Annotated in this window: 26 protein-coding genes; 3 read left to right on the top strand and 23 right to left on the bottom strand. The window is 64.3% G+C overall.

What is annotated here, in order from left to right; all coding sequences use genetic code 11:
* Positions 1-29: 29 nt before the first annotated feature.
* The 11 genes from VGG51_13175 to VGG51_13225 all read right to left on the bottom strand — a co-directional run bounded on the left by VGG51_13175 (position 30) and on the right by VGG51_13225 (position 9,186).
* Positions 30-647, bottom strand: a complete 618-nt coding sequence (locus VGG51_13175; protein HEY1883982.1) for a TonB family protein — start codon at positions 645-647, stop codon at positions 30-32.
* A 33-nt stretch (positions 648-680) separates the two neighbouring features.
* Positions 681-1,415 (bottom strand): energy transducer TonB, encoded by a 735-nt coding sequence (locus tag VGG51_13180; protein HEY1883983.1) that lies wholly within the window; start codon positions 1,413-1,415, stop codon positions 681-683.
* 3 nt (positions 1,416-1,418) lie between these two features.
* Positions 1,419-1,844, bottom strand: coding sequence for a biopolymer transporter ExbD (locus VGG51_13185; GenBank protein HEY1883984.1), 426 nt, complete (start codon positions 1,842-1,844; stop codon positions 1,419-1,421).
* Positions 1,845-1,864: 20 nt separating this feature from the next.
* A complete protein-coding gene (locus tag VGG51_13190) occupies positions 1,865-2,275 on the bottom strand; it encodes a biopolymer transporter ExbD (GenBank protein ID HEY1883985.1) in 411 nt (136 codons plus the stop codon).
* A gap of 18 nt (positions 2,276-2,293) precedes the next feature.
* Positions 2,294-2,965 carry a MotA/TolQ/ExbB proton channel family protein gene (locus VGG51_13195; GenBank protein HEY1883986.1) on the bottom strand — a complete coding sequence of 224 codons (672 nt, stop codon included), beginning with the start codon at positions 2,963-2,965 and terminating at the stop codon, positions 2,294-2,296.
* A gap of 96 nt (positions 2,966-3,061) precedes the next feature.
* Positions 3,062-4,444, bottom strand: a complete 1,383-nt coding sequence (locus VGG51_13200) for a TonB family protein (protein HEY1883987.1) — start codon at positions 4,442-4,444, stop codon at positions 3,062-3,064.
* A gap of 4 nt (positions 4,445-4,448) precedes the next feature.
* Positions 4,449-5,204, bottom strand: a complete 756-nt coding sequence (locus VGG51_13205; protein ID HEY1883988.1) for a pseudouridine synthase — start codon at positions 5,202-5,204, stop codon at positions 4,449-4,451.
* 143 nt (positions 5,205-5,347) lie between these two features.
* On the bottom strand, positions 5,348-6,649 hold the full coding sequence (gene rho, locus VGG51_13210) for a transcription termination factor Rho (protein ID HEY1883989.1): 1,302 nt from the start codon (positions 6,647-6,649) through the stop codon (positions 5,348-5,350).
* A 333-nt stretch (positions 6,650-6,982) separates the two neighbouring features.
* Positions 6,983-7,582: a DNA-3-methyladenine glycosylase gene (locus VGG51_13215; protein ID HEY1883990.1), complete on the bottom strand. Its 600-nt coding sequence runs from the start codon at positions 7,580-7,582 to the stop codon at positions 6,983-6,985.
* The gene (locus VGG51_13220) at positions 7,579-7,998 is read right to left on the bottom strand and encodes a hypothetical protein (protein ID HEY1883991.1); all 420 of its coding nucleotides are present in this window, start codon (positions 7,996-7,998) and stop codon (positions 7,579-7,581) included. Before VGG51_13220 ends, VGG51_13215 begins: the two co-directional genes overlap by 4 nt.
* Before the next feature lie 45 nt (positions 7,999-8,043).
* Entirely contained in the window at positions 8,044-9,186 is a 1,143-nt protein-coding gene (locus tag VGG51_13225) for a glycosyltransferase (GenBank protein HEY1883992.1), read from the bottom strand.
* Positions 9,187-9,503: 317 nt separating this feature from the next.
* Between VGG51_13225 and VGG51_13230 the strand changes: the two genes are divergently transcribed.
* From VGG51_13230 to VGG51_13240, 3 genes are read left to right on the top strand one after another with little or no spacing between them, the layout of a single operon-like run.
* A complete protein-coding gene (locus VGG51_13230; protein ID HEY1883993.1) occupies positions 9,504-10,190 on the top strand; it encodes a 3D domain-containing protein in 687 nt (228 codons plus the stop codon).
* Between the two features lie 18 nt (positions 10,191-10,208).
* Complete coding sequence (rsmA, locus tag VGG51_13235; protein HEY1883994.1) at positions 10,209-11,039, top strand: 16S rRNA (adenine(1518)-N(6)/adenine(1519)-N(6))-dimethyltransferase RsmA; 831 nt, start codon at positions 10,209-10,211, stop codon at positions 11,037-11,039.
* Complete coding sequence (locus VGG51_13240) at positions 10,981-11,724, top strand: type II CAAX endopeptidase family protein (protein HEY1883995.1); 744 nt, start codon at positions 10,981-10,983, stop codon at positions 11,722-11,724. Before rsmA ends, VGG51_13240 begins: the two co-directional genes overlap by 59 nt.
* Here the strand turns inward: VGG51_13240 and VGG51_13245 are convergent.
* Genes VGG51_13245 through VGG51_13300 form a run of 12 tightly spaced genes read right to left on the bottom strand, consistent with a single transcriptional unit; the run spans position 11,714 to position 23,881 of the window.
* The gene (locus VGG51_13245; protein ID HEY1883996.1) at positions 11,714-12,805 is read right to left on the bottom strand and encodes a hypothetical protein; all 1,092 of its coding nucleotides are present in this window, start codon (positions 12,803-12,805) and stop codon (positions 11,714-11,716) included. The two genes, VGG51_13240 and VGG51_13245, sit on opposite strands and share 11 nt — an antisense overlap.
* Positions 12,802-14,037: a DUF2079 domain-containing protein gene (locus VGG51_13250; protein HEY1883997.1), complete on the bottom strand. Its 1,236-nt coding sequence runs from the start codon at positions 14,035-14,037 to the stop codon at positions 12,802-12,804. Before VGG51_13250 ends, VGG51_13245 begins: the two co-directional genes overlap by 4 nt.
* A 1-nt stretch (position 14,038) precedes the next feature.
* On the bottom strand, positions 14,039-15,178 hold the full coding sequence (locus VGG51_13255) for a glycosyltransferase (protein ID HEY1883998.1): 1,140 nt from the start codon (positions 15,176-15,178) through the stop codon (positions 14,039-14,041).
* Positions 15,123-16,460 (bottom strand): insulinase family protein, encoded by a 1,338-nt coding sequence (locus VGG51_13260; GenBank protein ID HEY1883999.1) that lies wholly within the window; start codon positions 16,458-16,460, stop codon positions 15,123-15,125. Before VGG51_13260 ends, VGG51_13255 begins: the two co-directional genes overlap by 56 nt.
* Entirely contained in the window at positions 16,457-17,767 is a 1,311-nt protein-coding gene (locus VGG51_13265; protein ID HEY1884000.1) for a hypothetical protein, read from the bottom strand. The genes VGG51_13260 and VGG51_13265 overlap by 4 nt, the downstream gene beginning before the upstream one ends.
* Positions 17,764-19,689: an ATP-dependent zinc metalloprotease FtsH gene (gene ftsH, locus VGG51_13270; GenBank protein ID HEY1884001.1), complete on the bottom strand. Its 1,926-nt coding sequence runs from the start codon at positions 19,687-19,689 to the stop codon at positions 17,764-17,766. The genes VGG51_13265 and ftsH overlap by 4 nt, the downstream gene beginning before the upstream one ends.
* A 7-nt stretch (positions 19,690-19,696) precedes the next feature.
* Complete coding sequence (locus tag VGG51_13275; GenBank protein HEY1884002.1) at positions 19,697-20,266, bottom strand: phosphoribosyltransferase family protein; 570 nt, start codon at positions 20,264-20,266, stop codon at positions 19,697-19,699.
* Positions 20,263-21,153, bottom strand: coding sequence for a tRNA lysidine(34) synthetase TilS (tilS, locus tag VGG51_13280; protein ID HEY1884003.1), 891 nt, complete (start codon positions 21,151-21,153; stop codon positions 20,263-20,265). The genes VGG51_13275 and tilS overlap by 4 nt, the downstream gene beginning before the upstream one ends.
* Positions 21,150-21,587: an SsrA-binding protein SmpB gene (smpB, locus tag VGG51_13285; protein HEY1884004.1), complete on the bottom strand. Its 438-nt coding sequence runs from the start codon at positions 21,585-21,587 to the stop codon at positions 21,150-21,152. Before smpB ends, tilS begins: the two co-directional genes overlap by 4 nt.
* The gene (locus VGG51_13290; protein HEY1884005.1) at positions 21,577-22,038 is read right to left on the bottom strand and encodes a PaaI family thioesterase; all 462 of its coding nucleotides are present in this window, start codon (positions 22,036-22,038) and stop codon (positions 21,577-21,579) included. The genes smpB and VGG51_13290 overlap by 11 nt, the downstream gene beginning before the upstream one ends.
* A 17-nt stretch (positions 22,039-22,055) precedes the next feature.
* On the bottom strand, positions 22,056-22,781 hold the full coding sequence (locus tag VGG51_13295; GenBank protein HEY1884006.1) for a metallophosphoesterase family protein: 726 nt from the start codon (positions 22,779-22,781) through the stop codon (positions 22,056-22,058).
* Positions 22,778-23,881, bottom strand: a complete 1,104-nt coding sequence (locus VGG51_13300) for an aminotransferase class I/II-fold pyridoxal phosphate-dependent enzyme (protein ID HEY1884007.1) — start codon at positions 23,879-23,881, stop codon at positions 22,778-22,780. The genes VGG51_13295 and VGG51_13300 overlap by 4 nt, the downstream gene beginning before the upstream one ends.
* Between the last annotated feature and the right edge of the window lie 3 nt (positions 23,882-23,884).

The following is a 23,884-nucleotide window of genomic DNA, read 5'->3' on the forward strand; positions in this document are numbered from 1 at the left end:
TTTACCCGACGCCGCGCGACGGCCTGCCGCTACCACGCGACAAACTTCACGCTGAAGGTTGCGCTGCCGGCGATCGGTTTGCAGTCGTGCAGCGGCGGATCGTAGCGCGCCTGGCGCGCCATCGAAACGGCGACGAGGTCGAGAGAAGAGTTGCCGGTACTCTGCGCCACGCTGGCGCTGAGCACCTGACCGGTCGCGTCGAGCTGCACCTGCACGCTCGCAAGCCCGCTGGTCGCCTCGGTGCGCGCCTCGGGCGGAATGTTCGGCGGCGGCGGCGTCGCGACGACCGTCGCAGCCGCTTCCGGAGAGGCACAAGCGGCGGTCGCCAGCTTCGGAGGGGCGGTCGCCGGCGGCGGGGTCGGCGCGGGAGTAGCCTTGCCGCGTCCCCCTCCGGGGGGGCCGGCGGAGCCTGCGATCCGAGCGTGCGGCCGCGCAACTGCGCCACGGTGCGGGGCCGGGGTCTGCCTGGGCTTAGGAGGCGGCGGGGTTTGCTTCGCTACCGCTATCGAAGAACGCCGGACGATCGAAACGACCTCGGTTTGGTTCTGAAAATCGGCGTGTGCCGGATGTACGATCAACGCGACGATCGCGTGCAGCAGCAGCGACAGCGCGAAGGCAACGACCAGAAAGCGCCCAGTACGCCTCATCTTGCATGGGGCGCGGAGCAGCTTCTAACCCGGCTAGTCTCCTGGCGTGAAGTCGGCGCGAAAGAGATAGTCGCCCTGCGACGGCGCGCAATCAATCAGCTTCGGAGAGTACGTGGATTCCCGAGCGGCCCGCAGCGCAGCTTGATCGATGGCCATGTTGCTCGAACTCTTGTAGACTTTCGCTCCGAGGAGATTGCCCGACGGTCCGACCGTGACCTCGACCTGCACGGTGACCGCACCGAGCCCGATCTCCTTCGCCGACTCAGGATACTCCGGCTGCACCGGGTTGGTAACCGTCGCTTCGACGTTGGGATTTGCGCAAGAAGGCTTCGGAGTTCCAGGCGGCGCGGTAGCCGCGGCGGGCGCGGGCGTTCCTTGGCCCGACGGGGCGCCTTTTTCGCTTCCGCTGTTTGGTGCGACGTACGCGTTCTCAGTCGAGCTGCTCGACTTGCTGTTGCTCGTCGTCTTCACCACGTTGAGCTTGAGCTTGGGCTGCGGCTGCTTCTGCTGTTTGGGCGGCGGCGTCTTTTCCGGCGGCGGGGTCGGCGTCGGCGGCGGGGTCGGCGTCGGCGGCGGCGGCGTGTGCACGATGACCTTGTGAATCTTCGAAACCGTCACTTCTTCGGTCTTCTGATCTTCCGCGTGCTTGTTGATGTTCGGAAACACCGAGGCCACGCCTAAGTGCACGACCAGTGCGATGACGAAGGCCCAGCCGATGTAGCTGCGGACCCGTTCGCCGGTTGTGATGTAACCGCCGCGATTAGCCATAGACTATTGGGTTGCTCCTGGGGGCGCGCCTTGAACGTGGTTGGCCAGGCCGAAGTCGGTCAGATCGACCTGCTTTGCGGCGTCCATCACTTGAAGGATCGTGCCATAGGTCGCATGCGGATCCGCCTTGACGATCACGCTCTTGAAGCGGTGATCGGTGGCATCCTGCAGCTGCGCGAAGGCGGCCTTCGCGTCCTTGATATCGACCTGGTTCGAGCCGATTTGAATGTGATCTTTCTCGTCGATCATCACCACGATCTGCGAAGGCTGCACCTTATCCTTATTGTAAGCGTCGGGCAGCTTCGGCTCTTTGGTGACCGAGGCCAGAATGATGAAGATAATGAGGAGCACCAACAGCACGTCCGTAAACGGCGTGATGTTGATCGTCGACATTACCTCATCTTCGCCTCCGCCGGTGGAAACGGCCACGTTCTCTTACCCTCCTATCCCTACGACGTAACGAAGCCGACGTCTTCGAGCCCGGACTGTTTGGCGGCGTCAAGGATCCGAATGATGATCCCGTACGGCGCCTTCGCATCGGCGATGATCGAGACATGGTGGTGCGGTTTTTTCTTCGACGCATCGTACATTACTCGATAGATGCCGGTCTCGTCCGTCTTTGTCCCGTCTACGAAGATAACGCCCTTATTGTTGACGTCGACCTCGATGTCGTTGTGGTTCTTCGTTTGGGTCGAGTTATTGGGATTCTTGTTGGGAAGTTCTTTCTCGAAACCCGGCGGCGCGACGAGCGCCGCAAGAATCATGAAGATGATGAGCAGAACCAAGAGGACGTCGGTGAACGGCGTGATGTTGATCTCCGCCATTACCTCCTGATCTTGCTGTGACGATAGAAGCGACACGGTAGTGTCCTGCGATCCTTACTTCGTGCGCGCCCCGGTCGGCTGATACAGCTCGGTCGGGATCGGCGCTCCCGTGTTGTGAAAGTGCAGCATCTCCGCAAGCTGATTTGCCGCGACAATCATCTCTTGGTTATAGTTCTTGATCCGCGACTTGAAGAAGTTGAAGAACACGACCGCGATGACCGCAATGATAAGACCGGTTGCCGTCGTGATCAGCGCTTCGGAGACGCCGGCGGCGACGACGGCCGGAGTCGAGTTGCCCTTCAGAGCGATATCTTGGAACGCGCGGATGATACCGAGCACCGTTCCGAAGAGGCCGACGAAGGGGGCTATGACGGCGATCGTGCCGATGATCGGCAGATTACGCTCGAGCGAGTTGAGGTGCTCCATCAGCGCTATCGAAAGGGCGTCGGTGATGTCGGCACGATTTTTCTCGCCGCGACGAAGCCCGAACTCGAGAATGCGCGGAAGCATCCCACGGTTTTTCTTACAGATTTCGATTGCGCCGTCGAGGTCGTTGGCCGAGACCTTGGCTCCGATCTGTCGCAGCAAGCCCTTGGTATCGGAGTGCTGCATTTGAAAGAAGACAAGGCGTTCGATGACGACCGCGAGACCGACGATAGAGATGAGCAAGAGCAGCCACATATCCCAGCCGCCCTGCTGCATGAGACCCAAAAATCCCGAAAACACGGTGTGCTACCACCCTCCAATTAACGTTGCTGCGCGGCGACCATCCGCCCCGTGAGGGCGACCCATTGGCCTACCCCCGGATAAAGTCCTGGTGATTTACGGCCCGCTTCCCGGCCGGGCACCGGCTCCGCCGTTGAGGTTGTTCTTCACGAACGTTTCCACTTGAAGCGCGAGGGCTTCGTTGCCGTCGGCTTTGGCTTGCTGGTCGGCTTTGGCCAGCGCGTCGGCGGCCTGCTTCTTGATTCCATCGTTGTGGCTGCCGGCCCATTGCCCCGTCAGCGCGATCCCTTCTGCAAAGTTGGCCTGAGCGTTGTTCGGCTGAAGAGCGAGTGCTTTGTCTGCATAACTCTGCATCCGCTTGTAGTCCGGCTTCGCGCTCTGCGCTACTGCAAACGCAGCCGAGACGTTCGCTGTGACCGCGATCTGGGGGTCGCCCAGGGCCGCCGCCTGGTCGAAGTCTTTTAATGCGGTTTCGCTGTCTTTGGCGGCCACTGCCGCCTGGCCCGATTTCAGCAGGCTGGCGCCCATTGCGCGAGCGCCGGCCGTGCTCGAGGGATCGAGCTGCTTGATCTGCGCCGAGAGTGCTTGCGCACTTTGTACGTCGTTGTTCGCAAGGTAGGCTTGCAGCAGCTCGGAGTCGATGTTCACCTTCGACGAGACGGGAATTTTCGAATCCGCCATCGCGGAGTCGTGCGCCGCCTTCAGCGAGGCCAGCGCCGCGGCGTTATCGTTGCTGGCTAACTGCGCGACGCCGAGCGCGAACCGGGAGTTGGTGTCCGGAGCGAGGCTCATCGCCTTGTTCGCATAGCTCATCGCTTGCTCGGGGCTGCTCGACGCCGCTTTCACGGCGGCTGCCGCGAAGCTCTGGGCGGCTACCGCTTTGAACTGTGGAGCGATCGAAGGGACCTTATCGAACGCCTGCGCGGCGCCGTCGAAGTCTTGCGTATCGTACGACGCGATCCCGAGCATTTCGCGCAGCCCCTGGTCGTCCGGCGAGTTGAGGAGGGCGGCCTGCGCCTTCGATTTGGCTTGCGCATACTGCTTCTGGCGGATCAGCGTTGCGATCTGGGTTGCCGCCGGCGAAAGCGTCCCGCTTGACGGCATGCTGATTCCCCCAGTCTCGCTCGGATTCTGGGCGACCGATTTGCCGTTGAACTTCAGCGTGAAGTCGTAGAAAGCGGTGATCGGCGTCGCGCCGCGGTGAGCCGGACGGTAGCTCGAGCTTTGGGCGATCTGCATCGCCGCCTGATTGTCGGCGGAGTTCGTCGAGCTGATCACGCGAATGACTTTGTGGGAGCCGTCGGCGTTCACCTGAACCTGCACGACGACCTTGCCGCTGCCGGCGATGCCGGCCGTAGTCGAGCCTTGCTTGATCAGCTTCGCGGGCGTGTATTCGTTCGCATACTGCGCGAGAGCCCGGTCGCCGAGAACGCAAGACGCGATGGCGGCGATCGCAGCGATTTGAAAGAAGCGGTTCATTGCATTACCTCAGGCGATTGGTACGAGGCGATTGCGCCGGCGGCCTGCGATGCCGTTTGAGCGCCTCGAGCTCTTTCTCGGTAAGGCCGCGTACGTGACCGGGCGGCAGCGAGCCGAGCCGCAACGGCCCAAATCGGGTACGCGTGAGAGCCAGTATCGGGTGACCGATCGCTTCGAACATTCGCCGCACTTGCCGATTGCGTCCCTCATGAATGGTCACGTCGACCACGGAGTGCTCGCGCCTGACCGCGAGCACCCGCAGCTTTGCGCCGGCCGCGCGGCCGTCTTCCAACGAAATCCCTTCCATCAGGCTGCGCACCTGATCGGGAGAGAGCCGCCCGGCGATCTCCGCTCGATACGTTTTATCTACCCCAAATCGCGGATGGAGCAATTGATGTGCCAGCTCACCGTCATCGGTCATCAGCAAAGCGCCGGCGGTCGCGTAGTCGAGCCGGCCTACCGGAAAGACTCTCGGCCGGCCGGCGACGAGCTCGGCGACGGTCCGCCGGCCCTGTGGATCGTGCATCGTCGTTACGACCCCGAGCGGCTTATTCAGCAGAAGATAGGTCGGTTCGGCCGGCAGCGCGACGGGCGTGCCGTCGACCCGCACCTCGCTCCCCGGCTCGACTTGGGTCCCGAACTCTCGGACGGTCCTCCCGTCGATGTTGACTCGTCCGGCTGCGATCAGCTCGTCCGCGTGCCGCCGCGACGCGACCCCGGCCTGCGCAAGAAACCTGTTCAGCCGAATCGCCTGCCGCACCCAGCCTCGTCTCTACTCGTTAATTTCGAGCTTAAACTACGGGCTAACCTGACGGCGAGGAGACTCGGACCGGCGAGCGGAGCCGCGGATTCGCGGGAGCGAGGAGGCCAAGCAGCAGGAGCGGAGCGGGGACGGCGGAGCGACTAGTACTTTCCGTTATTGTTGTCTTCGTAACCGCGCGACATCGAGAGCGCCTCCTTGGTAACCGTTTGGAGGAACTCTTCGTTCGTCCGCGTTTGCGCCATCTTGTCGAGGATGATCTCGGTGATGTCGCCCGTGTTGAGCACGGCCGTCGCGCGCCGCAGCATCCAGATCTTGCGCATCTCGTCGGGCGTGAGCAGAAGCTCTTCGTGCCGAGTGCCCGAGCGTTTGATATCGATCGCCGGAAAGACGCGCGATTCCGCGAGCTTGCGGGTGAGATCGATCTCCATGTTCCCGGTGCCCTTAAACTCTTCGAAGATCACGTCGTCCATCTTCGAGCCCGTCTCGATCAGCGCGGTCGCGATGATCGTGAGCGAACCGCCCTCTTCGATTTTGCGGGCGGCACCGAAGAATCGTTTCGGCTTGTGCAGCGACGCGGTGTCGAGCCCGCCGGAGAGCGTCCGGCCGGAGCTCGCGACGACCTGGTTGTACGCACGCGCCAGACGAGTGATCGAGTCGAGGAGGATCACGACGTCTTTTCCGAGCTCGACGAGACGCTTCGCGCGTTCCATCGTCAGTTCGGCAACTGCGGTGTGGTTCTCCGGATGCTCGTCGAACGTCGAGGCGACGACGTCGCCGTCGATCGTGCGCTGCATGTCGGTGACCTCTTCGGGCCGCTCGTCCACCAGCAGCGCGATGATGTGCGCGTCCGGATGATTGATGGAGATCGAGTTTGCGATGTTCTTGAGAAGCGTCGTTTTGCCGGCCTTCGGCGGCGAGACGATCAGCGCGCGCTGGCCCATGCCGATCGGCGAGAACAGATCGATGACGCGAGTCGAAAGCTGCGTCGAGCGGACCTCGAGCTTGAAGCGTTCCTGCGGATAGATCGGCGTCCCCTTTTCGAAGAGTCGCCGCCCCTTGATCGCCTCGGGGTCTAAGTCGTTGACTTTGTCGACGCGGATGAGCCCGAAATACTTTTCGCTCTCTTTGGGGCGCCGTGCCTGACCTTCGACCATGTCGCCGCGCCGCAGCTCGAAGCGGCGGATCTGCGACTGGCTGACGTAGATGTCGTCGTTTCCGATATAGTAACCGGCACGCCGTAAGAACCCATAACCTTCCGGCAACACGTCGAGTATGCCGCTGGCAACTTCGATGCCCGAGCGGGCGATCTGTCCCTGCACGATCAGCTCGACGATTTCGTCCTTCTTGAGCTTCGCGGGGGTGAGAATCTCGATCTCGAGTTCTTTCGCGACCTCGATCAACTCGTTCTTCGTCTTATCGGCGAGCTGGGCCGCGGTGGTCATTGGCGGAACGTCTACCTGCGGGAGCTGTTCGTGATACGCCCCAGGATTCTGCCCAAAGTGGTGACGCCGGCGCGTACGGCGCCGCCGTCCTCCGCCGGGCGCGGGGCGCATATCAGTATTATTTACACGGTGTTCTGGGTTGGGCCGATGTTCGGTTTGCAGGACGCTATCTCTCTCATAGAGCTGCGCACGTCAAGCTTCGATCAGCGAAGGAGAGGCGGCCGTCGCAATCAGATCGGAGACGTGAGCGTGAGGATGTCAAATGATGTCGCGGCTGTCGACAAACGACCGCGACGCGACGACTCACACTATAGCACAGGCGCCCGGCCGGGTTCAAGCCGGGCTCAACCGAGCCGGTCCGCTAACAAACGGGCTCCCGGCCGCGTAGAATCGCAGCCGGCGCTGTGCGGCTTTCGTGAGACCGATGCGGCAACTGAGTCGCACGCGCGCGGGAACGCCGTCCGCGCGGGCCAGCCAAAGGCTGCGATCGGCAAAGAGATCGGTTCCGTCGAACGCCCGGTCGATCGCCAGCGCTTGGCAGAGCCGGCCCGGGCCGCGGCAGAGATCGCGCATCTCGCCGGCGCCGCGCCGCCGCTGCATCAACGGAACTCCGAGAAGCGGCTCCAGAGCGCGAATCAGCACTCCGGCACCCTCCCCGTCGGGCTCGCTGGAAAGGTTGAAGCAAAACGACGTGCCGTAGATTTGGTAGACGTAGGCGCGATGAGGCGGTCCGAAGAGCGTGGCGTTGCGAGGACTCCGCCCGGTGAAGGCGTGGCACGCCGGGTCGCCCGGCAGGTAGGCCTCCGTTTCGACGATGCGGCCGGCGACCGTGCCTTCTTCGCTCTCACGCACGAGAACGCAACCAAGAAGCGCGCGTGCTAACGCTTTGGTTTCTACCGGGAGATCCTGCGCGCCGAGGCGCACCAGCTTCACGCTGCTTGGTTCAGCGCTACTTCGGCCCTCGCCCTTTGCATCAAGTCGTCAGTCGGTCCGGCCGCTATTTCGAAGTTGCCGAGCGCATTGAGCGCACAGCGCAAACGGACGTAAGGAAGCACGAGATTATCCGGCACCTCGGCGCGGGACGCCACCTCGCGAACAAAGTCTTCATCTGCCAGCACGAAGCGGACACCGGTGACGCCGAGCCGATGAATCGCTCGCGCAACGACCACCAGAGCCGCATAGCCCGCAGCACGCTCGACCGACGGGGAGATCTGCTTGATCCGAAATGGAAGGCGCAAAACGTCCTGAGCGCCGGCGCGTTGGAAGGTTGCATAGGCCACGCCCCCTCCCGCCGGCCCGACGGCGTATCCGATCGCTACCTCGCTCGCCCGCTGCCCCGATTTTTGCATGTCATCACCCTCGTACCCTTATTTTATGCGAACGTATGTTCGAGGTCAAGCGATCCGAGCCGGGTGCATCAAGCTAGCGTAGAGGCCTAGGGTCCGAGAGATCTGCTCCTCGACGGAAAAGCGGGCAGCGGCGGCGCGAGCGTCGGCGGCACGTCGCGGGTCCGGCAGTAAGGGCACCGCCGCCAAAGCCGCCGCGAACGCCGCCGGTTCGGCCGCGACGAGTACGCCGGCCGCACCGAGCACGTCGCGGTTCTGCGGCGCGTCGGCGGCGATCACCCAAAGCCCGGCCGCAAGCGCCTCTGCCTGCACGATGCCTTGGGTCTCGGTGATGCTGGGCATCACAAATGCGTCGGCGCTGGCATAGAGGTCGGGCAGCCGCGCCTGCTCGACCAGCCCGAGAAACCGGATCCGGTTCTCGAGCCGAAGCGACTTCGCACGGCGACCCAACTCCTCGCGCAACGGACCATCGCCGGCGACCGCCAGGCACGCCTCCGGATCGCCGGCTCGAGCGAGGGCTTCGAAGAGAATCTCGATGTTCTTTTCCTTCGCGAGGCGTCCGACATAGAGGAAAAGCCGCGAGCCGTTTCGGGCGCCGGCCTGCCTGCGCAGTTCTTCACTGCGCCGCCCGGCGGCGAAGCGCGCGACGTCGATTCCACTGGGAACGGTTTCGACGCGCACGGTTACGCCAAGCTCGCGCAGGCGCGCCGCCATCGCCGGCGTCGGTGCGATGACCGCGTCGGCGAGGTTTGCGAATCTTCGCGTCAGCTGCGATGCGGCGAAGCGCGTGGCGTTTGCTTCAAACGGTACGTAGTGCGCGTAGGCCTCGAGCTGCGTGTGGTACGTGTAGATCAGCGGCATCCCGTAGCGGCGGGCGTAGCGCATCCCCATCCAGCCGGTGATAAACGGCGAGTGAACGTGAACGACACTGAGCCGTTCGATGACCGATTTGACTTCGCGCCGGCTGATGAGGGGCAGCGTGAGGCGATACGGAGTGGCGGGCAGCGGCAGTGATGGAATGCGGACGATCCGGCTCTCCGAACCGGTCGCGCCGGCCATCCTCGGGGCGAAGCAAAAGACCTCGTGGCCCGCCAGCTGCAGGCCTTGCGCCAGCGTCTCGACCGAGGCCACGACGCCGTTGACGACGGGGCGGTAAATTTCGGTAAACAGCCCCACGCGCAGGCGCTCCATAGGCGGAATCTCTTCGCTTTGCTGCCCGAGGCGCCCGGTTCCGGAAAAGGAGCTTAGCAAGAAGGTGGCACCTTGCAAATTGTTACTTTTGACATATTTTCGCGCCGAGACGAGTGTGGTATAGTGCCCGGGTCAGCCGGGCCTGCCCAAATCGGCGAGCGGGCCACTCTAGTCTCGGCGTCTCCGTCGGATCCGTTGCCCCAGCGGCCGCACACGCCGCTTCACGTACAAAACGCGAATTGCGTTCATCGTCCGCCTCTCTGCGTGGTGTAGATTTGCAGACCGTGACGCGTTCCGGGAAGGAAAGGAACTACGGATTGATCGGACGCGTACTCTGTGCCGCTTTCCTGGGCACCGCCCTCGCGGTGAGCCCTGCCTGGGCGGCCGCACCAACTGACCAGCCCGTCGCGGCCGGCGTCACCTGGCACGGCAACGGCCTCATCAGCTGGGAGCGAGTCGAACGGCGTTCGATCGCCCCGAAGACTATCACCCGCTTCAACTCGTCCCTCCAGCCCGGCACTTCCAAAGTCATCGCCCGCGGTCACGCTGGTTTGCGCGAAGTTCGCGTCGAGTATTTACAGCGCGACGGTGGGCGTGTGCGCGCTACGATCGTTTCGTCAGTCGTAATTCGGCCTGCAAAGCCGCGCATTTTGGCGCAAGCCATCGGTGCGTCGGCGCTGGCAGCGTTTGAAGCGCGCGGCATCTCGCAGATGGCGGAGCTCGCGCGCGGCGCGATGCTGATGTTCGCGACGGCGTACACCGCCGGAAGTGCGGGAGGAAGCGGGATGACCGCGATCGGACGGCGCGCGGGTTACGGAATCGTCGCCGTCGATCCGAGAGTGATCCCGTTGGGGACTCACCTTTACATTCCAGGTTACGGAATCGCCGTTGCAGGCGACACCGGCGGCGATATCGTCGGCCGGCGGATCGATCTCGGCTTCGACACGCTCGGCGCGGCGATGGCCTTTGGCCGGCGCGCCGTTACCGTTTATCGTTTGAAGTAAGCGGCGTAAAATAAGGGGATGCCGAGTCCCCGAACGATGCTTGCCCGATCGGCGCTGCGCCCGAAGAAACGCTTGGGGCAAAACTTCTTGCTCAGCGAGTCGACGGCGAATCGCATCGCCGAGTGCGCGCTGGACGGCGCTGCGAAGGAACTCTCCGTTTTCGAGATCGGCGCCGGCACCGGCGTCTTGACGCGCGCGCTGCTCGATCGAGGCGCCAAACTCACCGCGCTCGAGATCGACCCGGAGCTCGTCGAGATCTTGCACTCGCGCGCGGATCTCTCCGGCGCGCAGATCGTCTGCGGCGACGCGCTGGCGTTCGACTACGGCGCGTGGGCGGCCGGCAAGCCTTGGCGCGCCGCCGGCAATCTTCCGTACAATATCGCGACGCCACTGCTGCTGCGTCTGATCGAAATGTACGGCGGCCCGGATTCGATTACGGTAATGGTCCAGAAAGACGTTGCGGAACGTTTTGCGGCGCTGCCGGGTACGCGAGCCTTCGGAAGCCTCTCGCTCGCCGTCCAGTACGCGATGCGGGTCGAGCCGCTATTCACCGTACCCCCGCAAGCCTTTTACCCAGCGCCAAAAGTTTACTCGAGCGTCGTGCGGCTCGTTCGGCGCTCGCAGCCGGCAGTGCAGGTTCGCGACCTCGAACTCTTCTGGAAGGTCGTACGCGGTGCGTTCGCGTACCGGCGCAAGACGCTCCTCAACAGTCTCGCGCTCGCAACCGAACTCGACCGCGCGACGATTGCGCGGGCGCTTTCTTCTTGCAATTTCGCACCGGAGCTTCGTGGTGAAAGACTCGACCTCGGCGACTTCGCCCGGCTGGCCGACGAGCTGGCCAAAGGATAGCTTCAAGGGCTTTTGGACCTGGTTCCTAGCCGTCTCGATCGCGCTGCTGTTCGTCTTTATTCTCGTACTCCAGATCGTCTTTCCACCCCCGACGAAAGTTACGGCCGAACAGCTAAACGAACTTCTGATCATCCAGCTGATACTCGACGCGCTGCTGGTTGCTATCGTACTGCTCGCACTCCCGCGGCTCTCGAAGCGCAGCCTGCGCGATCTCGGCTTTCGCGTCCCAGACGGCATGACGCTGCTTATCGCCTTGGCCGGCGCCGTCGGAATGTTCGTCGCGGCCGACGGGACGGCAATTCTTATAAACTACGTCTTCCACGCCGCGCACCAGCAGGACATCGTGCAGATATTCCGGGGGCTTCACGATCGCACGACGATCGGGCTCTTCGCTTTCTTCGCCATCGTCCTGGCGCCGTTCGCGGAAGAGGCGCTGTTCCGAATCTTCTTCTTCAACCTCGGGCTGCGCTACGGCGGATTCTGGGTAGGCGCCGTCGTGAGCGGGCTGCTCTTCGGAGTCGCGCACGGAGACCCGTTCGAAGTTATCCCGCTGGCGCTCGGCGGAATGGTACTTTGCGGCGTCTACTACATCACGCGCAACGCGTACGCTTCGATGATCTCGCACGCGCTCTTTAACTCGATCTCGATATTCGCGCTGCTCTTCGCGCCGCAGCTCACGCAGTAACCGTTAGCGCCGCTTCCACTACGGCCGCAGCCGGAATTCCGGTCGAATCGAGATAGCGCAGCCGGTGCTGAAGCGACGGCGGCTTGCTCGTCGTTGCAATGCGCCGCTCGAATTTCCGATCGCGCACGAACCGGCCGACCAGATGGACCGCGCTGGGATTCGGCTCGTCGTACCAATCGGGATGATGCGCCGCCCACAGCCCGACGACCGGAATGCCGCCGCGCGCCATGACGAGGTGCAGCGGCCCGGCGGGTATGCCGACGAAGAGATCGATCCGGTTTGCGAGGGCTTTGAAAAGACGCGCGAACGGTTCATCGAGGTCGCCGAAGAGCGAGCGAAAGCCGGTCACCGCTTCGCCAAGGTCCTCGTTCTCCATCGAAACGAAACGCCACCCCGGCGATTGCCGCGCGAGCGCGGCGACGAACTCGCGCGCCTCGCCGCCCTCGCCCCAGTTCTTGCGAGCCGCCGTCACGCCGGATCGCGAGATGACGCACAGCCGCCTGCCGGGCAAAAAGCGCGCGAGCCGCTCGTCGAGCCGGTTCTGCGCCTCGCGTGAAACCGCAAAATCGAGCGTACTGGGCAACGGCCGCGAGAGATCGAACGACGCCAGCCGTTCGGGGCGAACGAGCAGTCGCGCGAGGTTGCGCGCTTTGGTGTGAAACGGAAACGCGGTTCGACCTTCGGTCTCGGGATAGTCGGTCCACAGCAGGCGTTCGGGGCCGAACGCTTCTACCGCCGCACCCAGCCGCGGCGGCAAGCTCAAGTGCAGCGGCTTGCCATTGCACTCGCGCAGCACGAGCCCCAGGTCAGCGGCACCCAGTTCCGATCCGCTTTCCGGCGTCGCGACGCCGCTGTAGAGCGGCAGAACGATTGGATTGTTCTCCATCACGCTGACGTAATCGTCGCCGAAGCGCGTCATCGCGTAGGCGTTCGACGGCTCGAGCAATGGCGCCACATAGCCGAAATGAATCCAGTCGCCCAGCCCGTGCGGCCAGTAGATCAGCACGCGGGCGTCGCGCACCGCGGCGAAGCGGCCGCGATCTTCGCGCGTCGCCGGTATCGGTCCGTACGAGAGCGTCACGGAGCGACGGGCACGCCGCCGCAGAGCGCACGCGGGGCGCGCCCCGCAAGGCTTGCAAAAAAGGCGCGCGCGTTCGTATCGTAGGCGGGGCAGGAAAGGGCTCCGTCGTCGCGATGCGGGTCGAGACGGATCAAGGGATTGGCGGCGGCAATCGCCCAGGTTCCCTCGTCGCGCCGCAAGAGCAGCACGGGGCGGCCGCCGTCCCGCAACGCGACGGCACGCGCGTACGCCGGCCAATCGACGATATACGGCCATCGGCCCGGGCGCAGAACCGTGTCGTTGAAGATCAACAGCATCACGATCAGCGCACACGGCACCATCGCGCGCGCCGTCAACGGCCAGCGTCTCATACCGAAGGCCGCGGCCACCGCAGTCGCCGCGAGCAGCGGCGCGGTATAGTGCGAACCGACTCGGCTCGGTTCGTAGTTCCAAGGCTGCATGAAGACGATTTCGCCGAGCATCGGCACGCCGAGCAGCAGCCATCGTCCAATTCCCAACGGCGCGAACGCAAACGGCGCCAGCAACAGCGCTACCAGGGTAAACTTGCCGCTGACGTCGTGAACCGCGAGGCCGTAGGGCGGGAGATTTGGGTGCACGCCGGCGATTCTTTCGGTAAGCCAAAATCCAAGGCCGCTCGCCAGCGCAACGGCGCCTGTGGCGAGGCCGATGCGACGATCCCACCACAACAGGCTCGCCGCTGCAAGCCACAGCACAAACAGGATCTCGTCTTCTTTCAAACCCGCGAGCAAAAGCGCGGCGAGCGCCGTTGGCCACACCAGGCGCCGGCGCGCAAACAACGCTCCGCCGCACGCCAATACCGGCACGAAAACGTTCTCCGAGAAGTTATCGTAACTCATCCCCTGCGCCGACGGCGTTAACAGGTAGGCGATTCCGAGCAGGTTTGCCGCACGCGGGCTCACTCCAAGTTCCCGAGCCAGAAGGACGAGCGGTACCGCGGCCGCCGCGATCGCGACGACCTGCACGACGATCAGCGTTTCGGCCCGGGGAATCAACGCGACGAGCGGAACGAGGAAGAGCAGCGCCCACGAACTGTGCACCTGAAGGTGTGGGCGCCACTCCCCGTAGTTCCAGGAGGAGCCGTGGCGCAGATTTACCAGGGTTTGCAGATAGGTGCCAAGGTCGGCGCCGTATCGCAGCGCGTAGAGTTTGTTTAAATCGAGCGCGACGTAGACCAGCACGAAGATCGCGACGGCCCAGTAGAGCGGCCGCATCCTACGCGAGCGGCCGTTGTGCGTAGACGCGGTCGACGATCGCGTGCAGACGTTCGATGAACTGCGCCGGTGCGAAGGCCCGCGCGTGGTTACGCAGACGCTGGGGTGAGAAGCGTGAAGCGTCGAATGTGCGTAAGACCGCGGCCAGCGACTCGGGGGCGGGTTCGTCGAAAAAGCTTCCGGTTTCGTCCTCGACGATCGTCTCGAGGGCACCTCCGCCGCGATAGGCGATCGCCGGGCGTCCGGCGGCCGCAGCCTCCAGCGGCACCAAGCCAAAGTCTTCCTCTCCGGGGAGAACCGCCGCCCGCGCGTTCCCGATCAGCGCGTTGAGCTGCGCGTCGGAGACGTAGCCCAGCATCTGCGTCGTCGTGCCGCGCGCGATCTCGCGCAGCGACCGCTCCGCCGGGCCGGTCCCGGCAACGAGCAGCGGGACGTTCGCGAGCGCGGCCGCTTCGATCGCGAGGTCGATGCGCTTGTAGGGCAGCAATCGAGACGCGACGATGTAATAGTCGCCGGCTCCGGCCCCGACGCTGAAACGATCGACGTCGACGGGACAGTGCAGCACGTCGGCGTCGCGGCCGTAGTACTTTCGAATTCGCTCGGCGACGTTGCGCGAATTCGCGACGAAGTGCGTCGGGCGGGCGGCGGCCGCTCGATCCCACGCCGCCAGGCGGTCGACGACCGGGCGCGCCATCGCGGCCGGCATCATGCGCCCGACATACTCGTCGTACGCGAACGCAAATCGGCTGACCGTGTTGATGTAGCACACGTGAACGGCCGTGCGCGCAAAGCGCACGCCCTTTGCCCACGCGGTCGTAGAGCTGACGATCGCATCGAAAGGGCGGAGGTCGAAGCTTTCGAAGGCGCGCGGATAAAACGGCGCGAGCGCGCGAAAGTAACGGTTGGCCAGCGGAATTCGCGCCAAGTACGAGCTCCTGATACGTTGGGCGGGAAACGCTTCGCCCGAGACGCGCTCGTCGTAGAGCGCGGTATAGATCGGGGCCTCGGGCCACGCCTGCGCGATTCGGGCAAAGACGCGCTCGGCGCCGCCGCGCTGATTTAGGTAATCATGAACGAGCGCGACTCTAATCTTGAAGGTTGGTGCCGCGAGGCAGCACCAAGGCGATCGTCGGGTTTCCAAGATAGGTGCGCGCAACGCGCTGCACGTCGGCCGGCGTCGTTGCAGCAATCGCGGCCAGCGCGTGATTGATGAAATCCGGCGACGCGTTCTCGCGCGAGAAAACCGCTGCCAACCAGGTCCGCGACTCCAGGGTCGTCGCATCGCCGGCGAAGTCGCCGGCGGCGACGGCTTTGAAATCATCGATCGAGCCCTGCAGCGGCGTCGCAGCCAGCACGCTGACCACCGAGAGCGCGGTCGCGAATGCTCGAGTGGGATTGGCGATCAGGCCGCCGTTGACGTACAAGACGAGGCTCGAAGGATACCGGTCGTACACGTAGTCGGCCCCGACCGAACGCGACGCGAATGTCGGCGAGACGACGCCGGGAACCTGAGCGATATCGGAGATCGTGCGTCGCAGAAACGCCGCGAGGACGAGCATCGGACCGAAGTCACGGCTGTCGACCTTCGGAGCCGAATACTGTGCGATGAGCCAGGGGGAAGCGATGTCGCGATGCGCGACGATTTCGTGCATCGCGCCGCTAAGCGGGGAAACGTGCACGGCGACCGGAGCGGTATCCCCAACTGGAAGCGCGCTCGCCAGCGAAGCGAGCGCACCGGCGGGAAGCGAATCGAGGCGCCCCGCGGCGCTAACGAGTGCCCCGCCGCGGCGGTAATACGCGTGATAGAACCTTGCGACATCCTCGGGAACGAGCTGAGCGAGCGAGGCCGGCGTTCCGAGCTCGGGCAGCCCGGTGTTGGCCTGCGGCGCCGACGCCGCGTAGAGCATATCGAGCCCAACCTGCAATGCGACCTGTTGACTCTCGGCGATCTGTTTGCCGAGCGCCGCGCGCGCCGATCGTACCGTTGCGGGTGAAAGGTCGGGAGCGGCAATGGCGGTCTGCAGCAGCTGCAGCACAACGGGCGCGTCTTCGGCAAGCGCCTCGACGTAGAAACGGACGTCTCCCGGATCGACGTTGAAATGAATCGAACCGCCGTGAGCGGCGATCGCCTCTTCGAGCGCAACCGTATTCTTATCGCCGGGCGACGGCGCGACCGGCGTGCGCAGGATCGTCTCGGCGACCAGTGCCGCCAGACCGTTCTCTCGCATCGTCTGACGGTCGAGACCGGCGCGGACGAGCAGCGTTATGCCGGCGAGTGAGGCCGCGGAATCGAGCTGCTGCACGACGGTCGCGCCCGCCACCGTGTCGACGCTGGGAGCGGGAACGGCCGGTGCTGCAGCCGCTGCCGAGAGCGGCGCTATCGCCAACACAGCGGCGATCGCTGCGCAACGCGCATAATTCACTGGGACGGCTCCTTCGGAGTGGAGGCGAGCAACGTCACGACGACCGGCGCCTGCAGGTATCGCTTCACGACGTCGGCCACGTAGGCCGGATCGAGTTGGCGCACCAAGTGGACGTAGGTTCCACCGGCGATTCCCGGCGCGTACGAAACGTCGCCTTCGACGCTGTACCAGCCGAGATTGTCGGCACGTTCCTGCGGCGTCTGGGTGTCGGCCGCAACGTGATAGAGAAACGCTTCGCGAGCGGCGTCGAACGTCTGCACGTCGAGCGGCGTTTGCATCGAGGATAAGGCGGCGAGGACGCGGTCGCGAGCGTCCTGCTCGCGATCGCCGCCGATCGTCACGACCATGACGCCCGGATCGTGCAGGGTAATGAACTGTCCGACGACGAGCGCACTGCTGGCGGAGCGGTCGAGCGCTTTCGTGACCAAGCCCGTCTCTTCTCGGAAGAGGTAGTCGGCGACGAAGTCGAGCGCGGTTGCGGCTTTTTCATCGCTCATCGGGGGGCCCAGCCAAGCAAGACCGATTCCACCGACGAGGCCCGAGGCGGTCGAAGCGGCAGGCGAGGGCGCGATCGCCGAGTCGAACGGCGGGTCCATATTTCCTGAGCCGTTTCCGTCGGTCACGGCCGTAACGTTCGAGGTATCGACGTTACCCGTCAGCGTCAGTACGGCGTTATTGGAGCGAAATGCGCGTTTTGCGAAGTCGCTGATCTGCGCCGTGGTGATTCCGGTGATTTGAGGTATGCTCGCCGGAAGCGGCGGATAGTGCTCGGGACCGCGCGCGAACAGCTGTTTGAAGAGCAGGTCGTGCAGGGCCGCGTCCGATTCGTAGCGCTCCTGTACGCCGAGCACCGCAGCGTTGGCTCGCGCCACCTTCACCGCAGCGTCGTTGACCGAGGGCGAGAAATACGCTGCAGTCATTGCCGCCACGACGCGGCGCGTTGCCGATGCCGGCACCGTGACGGCGATTCCGACGATATCGGGATAGACCTGGACGTTCAGCTCGCCGCCGACGCCGTGAACGAGCGTGTACAACGTTTTTCCACTCGCCAGCGGCGCGACCGCAACGGCAGTCGCCGCGAGGTTGGCGATCCCGGGCGTTGCGTTATCGTAGCCGGCGCCAGGCGCCCGAAACCAAAGCCCGATCGCGGCCGAACCGACGGTCGGATCCGGATAGACGACGTACGTTCCGCCGCGCGGCAGAGCGCCCGTCTGCTGCGGCGCCGGGCCGACGGCAGCGGCCGCGAGCGTAGGAAACGCTGCAGCCGCGACGAGCGCAGCTGCGGATAAACAGGCCCGAAGCATCATGCCGGTTCCGGAGAGATCTTTGGCGGGAAGCGTGTCGGCTTTTCGGCGCGTTTGGTCTCGTCGCTTGCGGGCCGGTCGTTCGATGAATCCGGCGCGGTCGTCGTAATCTCTTGGTTGCGTTCGCGATCGTACGGCTTGTCGTCGAGAATCGCTCGGACTTCTTCGGTTTCGACGGTCTCGAACTCCATCAGCGAGGCCACCATCCGTTCGACTTTGGCCCAGTTCTCGTTCAAGATGCGTTTGCCGGTCTGGTAGGACGACTCGATGATCTTGCGCACCTCGTTGTCGATCTGGCTCGCGACCTCTTCGGAATAGTTTCGCTCTTCGCCGATATCGCGGCCGAGGAAGACCTGGTGCGCACCGCGACCGAACGTGATCGGGCCGAGTTCGCTCATGCCGAACTGCGTGACCATCCGTCGCGCGAGCTCGCTGGCCTTCTCGAAATCGTTGCTCGCACCGGTCGTGACGTCGCCGAACTTGATCTCTTCGGAGAGGCGGCCGCCCAGCGACATCGTGATCTGCGCGATCAGCTCTTCCTTCGTCCGGTTGTGCCGGTCGTCTTCGGGAAGCGACCAGGTGATGCCGAGCGCCATTCCGCGCGGGATGATCGTCACTTTGTGTACCGGATCGGCTTTGTCGAGCAGGCCTCCGACGATCGCGTGGCCCGATTCGTGATACGCGGTCACTTCTTTTTCTTTATGAGACATTACGAGCGACCGCCGTTCCGGACCGACCATCACGCGATCGATGGCCTCGTCGCAGTCGATCATCTCGATAACGCTCTTGTTGCGCCGCGCCGCGAGCAATGCCGCTTCGTTGAGCAGATTCTCAAGATCAGCGCCGGAGAAGCCCGGCGTACGTTTGGCGAGCGTCTCGAGCGAGACTTCCCGGCCGAGCGGCTTATTGCGGGCGTGCACCTCGAGGATCTTCTCGCGGCCTTTGAAATCGGCTCGACCGACGACGATCTGCCGGTCGAAGCGGCCGGGGCGCAGCAGCGCCGGGTCGAGCACGTCGGCGCGGTTGGTTGCGGCAATCAAAATGACGCCGGTGTTTTGATCGAAGCCGTCCATCTCGACGAGCAGTTGATTCAGCGTCTGTTCGCGCTCGTCGTGGCCGCCGCCCAAACCGGCTCCGCGCTGGCGACCCACCGCGTCGATCTCGTCGATGAAGACGATGCACGGGGCAGACTTCTTCGCCTGATCGAAAAGATCGCGGACGCGAGAGGCTCCCACGCCGACAAACATTTCGACGAAATCGGAGCCGGAAATCGAGAGGAACGGCACGCCGGCTTCGCCGGCGATCGCCCGCGCGAGCAGCGTCTTGCCGGTGCCCGGCGGCCCAAGAAGCAGCACGCCTTTGGGGATCCGCGCGCCGAGCGACTGGTACTTCTTCGGATACTTGAGAAAGTCGACGATCTCGGCGAGCTCTTCTTTTGCTTCGTCGACGCCGGCAACATCGGCGAAGGTAACCTTCGGCCGGTTCTCCGAGAGCATCTTCGCGCGGGAGCGCCCAAAGGAAAGGGCTTGGCTTCCCCCGCCCTGCGCCTGTCGCAAGATAAAGAAGAGCAGCAGCACCATAATCGCCAGCGGACCGAGCGTCATCAGGCCTGAGAGCAAACCCGCACTCGATTGCTGGTCGAAACTGATCGCGCCGCTTTTTACCTTGCGGTAGACCTCATCGACGAAGGTATGATCCAGGTTGGGAACGGCGACCGAGTACTTCGTCCCGTTCGAGAGATCGCCGATGGCGTTGAGTCCCGTAGCGTGGAACGACTGTACCTGGCCTGCCTCGAGCTTCTGGTAGAACGCGCCGTAGTCGAGCCGGGTCTCCCCCTCGCTGGGCGCAACAAAGCGTTCGACGAGGATAAAGACCGCGATGACCGCTAGGATGATGAGGATGATGGATCGGAGATGCTTGTTCACGTTGTCGTCAGACCGTTTGACCCTCTCGAAGCTCGGCTAGGCAGGGAAGATTGCGATAGAGTTCCTGGTAGTCCAAACCGTAACCTATTGCAAAAAGGTTCGGCACGGGATGGCCCAGGTAGTCGATTAGGACCTCCGCCTCCCTCGGCACCTGCTTTTCGAAGAGCACGCAGGTGCGTAGGGCCGCCGGATGCCGGCTCTCTAGTAACGCGCGGACGAACCCCAAGGTTTGACCCTGGTCGACAATTCCGTCCACGACCACGACGTTGGCCCCGGCCAGCGGAAGGGTTACATCCATCGCCAGCCGCGGCTGCCCGCCCCGCGCGCCCCGGAATCCGTAACGCTCGACGCAGACGTAGTCCACGAGCACCGTACTCGGACCGTCCGTTCTGCGGGCCAGCTCTCTCGCGAGGTCGGTCGTAAGGCACAGCGCCCCTTTTAACACACCGACGAGGACCAGCGGTTGCCCACGGTGATCGGCGGCGATTTCGGCCGCCAGGCGAGCGACCGCCCCGGCGATCTGATCGGCGCGGTAGATCGGCGAACCCACGGAGTGCTCGAGGCGTGCCACGGTCATCGTTCGGTAATAATACCCTTCATCGCCCCGCGTTCGATTCTCAGGCTAATCCCAGGCTTCATAAGGTAGGTGCCGGTCCGGCCGCCTTCGAGCGCGCGGACCGCGGCTTCGACGTGCGCGAAGTCCACGTTGCGCAGGTCGCTGTCGTCGGCAAAACGCTCGCGGACCGAACGCCGGAGCCGTGCGCGCGGGTTTCCGGCCTGTTCCGCGGCGATCGTTTCGGCGGCACGCGCTACCGCGCGATCCAGACCCGGAAAGAGCGGACGCAGCGTCTCGAGCGCCTCGCGCACGGCGTTACGCCGCTTCGATGAATCGGCGTTCGTGGGATCCACGGCATACGGCAGCGCCTTTGCGTGGCAGTAAGCGCGCAGCTTATCCGGTGCGACGCGCAAGAGCGGCCGTGCGAGGTCGACCCCCGGCTCGAGCGCTCGTCGCGGTGCAATCCCGCTCAAACCCGCGGGACCGGTTCCGCGCAGCAGCGCCAATAGAACGGTCTCGCTCTGATCCTGCGCGTGGTGAGCGGTTGCGACGACGGAACAGCCGTTGCGCCGCGCAGACTCTGCCAGCGCCGCGTAGCGCGCGACGCGCAGCGATTCTTCATCGCCGGCGACTTCCGGCAGAACGAGGATGTCGACCGCGACGCCGAGCCGTGCGGCGAGGTCGAGGACGACGCACTCGTCCTGCCAGGCCGAAGAGCGAAGCGCGTGATTGACGTGGGCGAGGCAAAGCTCGAGCTGCAAGCGCGCTGCCGCGGCGTGCAGGGCTACCGCGAGCGCGATCGAATCGGCGCCGCCGCTGCATGCGACCAGCACGTGCTCGCCCTTCGCAAAGACGCCGCTGCGTTCGATCGACGCTTCGACTTCGCGCTGCGGCTTGGCGCCTCTCACGCGCGCCGCACGTGCGCGGCAATCTCACGTTCGACGTCGCGCTTGGCGGCGTCGGCCCGCTTGTCCCACAGCTTCTTACCGCGCGCGACGCCGAGCATTACCTTCGCGATGCCGCGCGTGAAGTAGAGCCGCAGCGGGACCACCGTTAGGCCTTTTTCGCCGACCCGGCTCTGGAGCCGCGCGATCTCTTCCTTATGCAGCAGCAGCTTGCGCGGCCGGTTCGGTTCGGAGTTCGAAAAACTCCCCTGCTTGTACGGGGGAATGTGCATGCCCATCAACCAGGCCTCGCCGTCCCGAAAGCGCGCGTAGGCCTCGGTAAGGCTTGCACCGCCGCCCCGGATGGACTTCACCTCGCTTCCGTTGAGCACGACGCCCGCTTCAAGGGATTCCATGATGTGGTACTCGTACCGCGCGCGGCGATTCTCAACGACCATCGGCGCTGCTCGTGAAGGGGTTTCGGCGATCGTCGACGGCTTCGAGCCGGCCGCGCGAGACGAAGCTGCCTTGCGCGTGCGCGAGCAGGTTTTGCGCCGCGTCGTAGATATCGCCCTCGACGCCGACTACGCTGCGGCGCTGCCACGTAACGCGCCCGCGGATTACGATCGGCGCCTCCAGCGGCACCGGCCGGCGAAACCGTACGTTGACCGATGCCGTGACTCCGCGATGCCCGGCAAAGCCGGCCGCGTGCGCCATCGCTTCGTCGAGCAATGCCATCACGATTCCGCCGTGCGCGATTCCGCGCCAGCCCTGGTAGTTCGAACTCAAATACGCCTCCGCATAGACGCCGTCGCCATCGGCGGCGCGATCGAAGTGCAGGTGCATCCCGATGGGGTTCTCAGGACCGCACGCAAAGCAGTTCCCATCGTCGAAGGGTACGTCGCTCACAAGCCGTCTGGAGACCCTTAACGCCCGACCGTCAGCCGGTCGGCAAGGTAAGGCGGGAGTTTGGCAGCGCGCATCTTCCGCTGCACTTCTTCGATCGGATAGGGGTAGCGAGTCCACTCGACGCGCTTGTTCTCCGGATCGTAGACCACGAACGATCCCTCGGGATTGAGGTCGCGGGGTTGACCGACGCTGCCGACATCCACGATGTACCGCTTTCCGTCCTCCAGCTTCAGCTCGCCGCCGTGCTGCATGTGCTTGTGTCCGATGACCCCGTCGGGCTCGCAAACCCAGTACTCGGCGATGTGCGTGTGCCCCACGAAGACGATCCGCGCGTCGGTGCGATCGAAGGCAGCCGCTGCCGTATCCTTGTCGAGGATGTAGTCGAAATACCGTTCGGGCGCGCCGTGGACGAGCAGAAAGTCAGGGAAGCGGAGCTCGTACGGCAGCGAGTTCAGCCAGGCGCGGCTCGGTTCGTCGAGGACACCTTGCGTCCACGCGATCGCGGCGCGCGCTGCCGCGTTGAAGCTTTCCACGCCGAAGTTTTCGATTGCCGCCAAATCGTGATTGCCCAAAACGGCGTGACCGCAGCGATCGCGAAGCTTGGCCACGACCTCGTTGGGGTTCGGCCCGTACCCGACGACATCCCCAAGGGATACCAGGGTATCGTCGGGCGCGATCGCCGCCAGCGCGCGTTCGAGCGATTCGAGGTTTGCGTGCACGTCGGAGACGATTGCGTACCTCACCGGCCCACGCTCGTCTCGGCGAGTACCGCCCGCAGCGAGGCGGCGAAAGCGGCGCGCATCGGCGGCGTTCCGGCACTCACGCGAATGTAGCGATCGAGCGGCGGCGCTCCGGGCTTGCGAATCCAGACTCCGCGCGCGAGCAGATCGTTCATCACCGCGGTCGCGCGCTGCGCTGAGCCCATATCGATGCAGACGAAGTTCGTGCGCGACTCGATGTAGCGGGCGCCGAGCTCGCGGGCCAATTCGTAGTAGTCCTCCCTGGAGCGCGCCGTTTCGGCGACGACGTGACCGCGAAACGCGTCGTCGTGCAAGGAGGCCAGCGCGCCGATCTGAGCGTTGCGGTTGATACCGTACTGCAAGCGAACCTTTTGAAACGTCTGCACGTTCCGCTGCGTGGTCAGCGCGTAGCCGATGCGCGCGCCGGCCATTCCGTAGGCCTTCGAGAACGTCCGCAAGCGAATGAGCCGGTCGGAAAATGCGGGCGGCAGCAGCTCGCCGTCGTCGACGAAGTCCGCGTAGGCTTCGTCGAGCAGCAAGAGCGAGTCGTCGCTCAGCGACTCGTAGAAACGCTCGATCTGGGCGCGCGCGACGAACCGCCCACTCGGGTTATCCGGATTGGCGAGATAGACGATCTTTGGCTGCTGCGCGTTTGCGATGTGTATCAGTGCTTCGATGTCCGGCGATCCGTCTTCGCGATAGCTCGCGTACAAGGGCGCTCCGCCATACCCGATGACGTGATACAGGAAAGTTGGATACGTGCCGTGCGTCGTCAGTGCCGGCTCGCCGGCTGCTACGAATGCGCGAACCGCCAAACCCATCAAGTCGTCGATGCCCGAACCAACGACGATCTGCGCCGGCGAGCAGCCGTGCTTGGCGGCTAGCAGGTCGCGCAGGTCGAGCGACTCAGGGTCACCATACCACGAAAGCCGCGGCAGCTCGGCCGCCATCGCGGCCACCGCTTTCGGCGACGGGCCGAACGCGCTCTCGTTTGCGCCCAAACGAACGAGCTCGCCCTGACCGGTCTCCCGCATCAGCTGCTCTGGCCCGATAAACGGCGTCGTCACCGGAATCGCTTCGACGGCGGGCGTCGGCCGGATCAAGAG

It is taken from the genome of Candidatus Cybelea sp. (assembly GCA_036489315.1).
GTDB lineage: Bacteria > Vulcanimicrobiota > Vulcanimicrobiia > Vulcanimicrobiales > Vulcanimicrobiaceae > Cybelea.

Coding starts and splice junctions, on each gene's coding strand:
- smpB (HEY1884004.1), bottom strand. CDS start 21,587: ATGGTCGTTGAGAATCGCCGCGCGCGGTACGAGTACCACATCATGGAA.
- VGG51_13220 (HEY1883991.1), bottom strand. CDS start 7,998: ATGCAAAAATCGGGGCAGCGGGCGAGCGAGGTAGCGATCGGATACGCC.
- VGG51_13175 (HEY1883982.1), bottom strand. CDS start 647: ATGAGGCGTACTGGGCGCTTTCTGGTCGTTGCCTTCGCGCTGTCGCTG.
- VGG51_13250 (HEY1883997.1), bottom strand. CDS start 14,037: ATGCGGCCGCTCTACTGGGCCGTCGCGATCTTCGTGCTGGTCTACGTC.
- VGG51_13225 (HEY1883992.1), bottom strand. CDS start 9,186: ATGGAGCGCCTGCGCGTGGGGCTGTTTACCGAAATTTACCGCCCCGTC.
- rsmA (HEY1883994.1), top strand. CDS start 10,209: ATGCCGAGTCCCCGAACGATGCTTGCCCGATCGGCGCTGCGCCCGAAG.
- VGG51_13265 (HEY1884000.1), bottom strand. CDS start 17,767: ATGATGCTTCGGGCCTGTTTATCCGCAGCTGCGCTCGTCGCGGCTGCA.
- rho (HEY1883989.1), bottom strand. CDS start 6,649: ATGACCACCGCGGCCCAGCTCGCCGATAAGACGAAGAACGAGTTGATC.
- VGG51_13180 (HEY1883983.1), bottom strand. CDS start 1,415: ATGGCTAATCGCGGCGGTTACATCACAACCGGCGAACGGGTCCGCAGC.
- VGG51_13275 (HEY1884002.1), bottom strand. CDS start 20,266: ATGACCGTGGCACGCCTCGAGCACTCCGTGGGTTCGCCGATCTACCGC.
- VGG51_13200 (HEY1883987.1), bottom strand. CDS start 4,444: ATGAACCGCTTCTTTCAAATCGCTGCGATCGCCGCCATCGCGTCTTGC.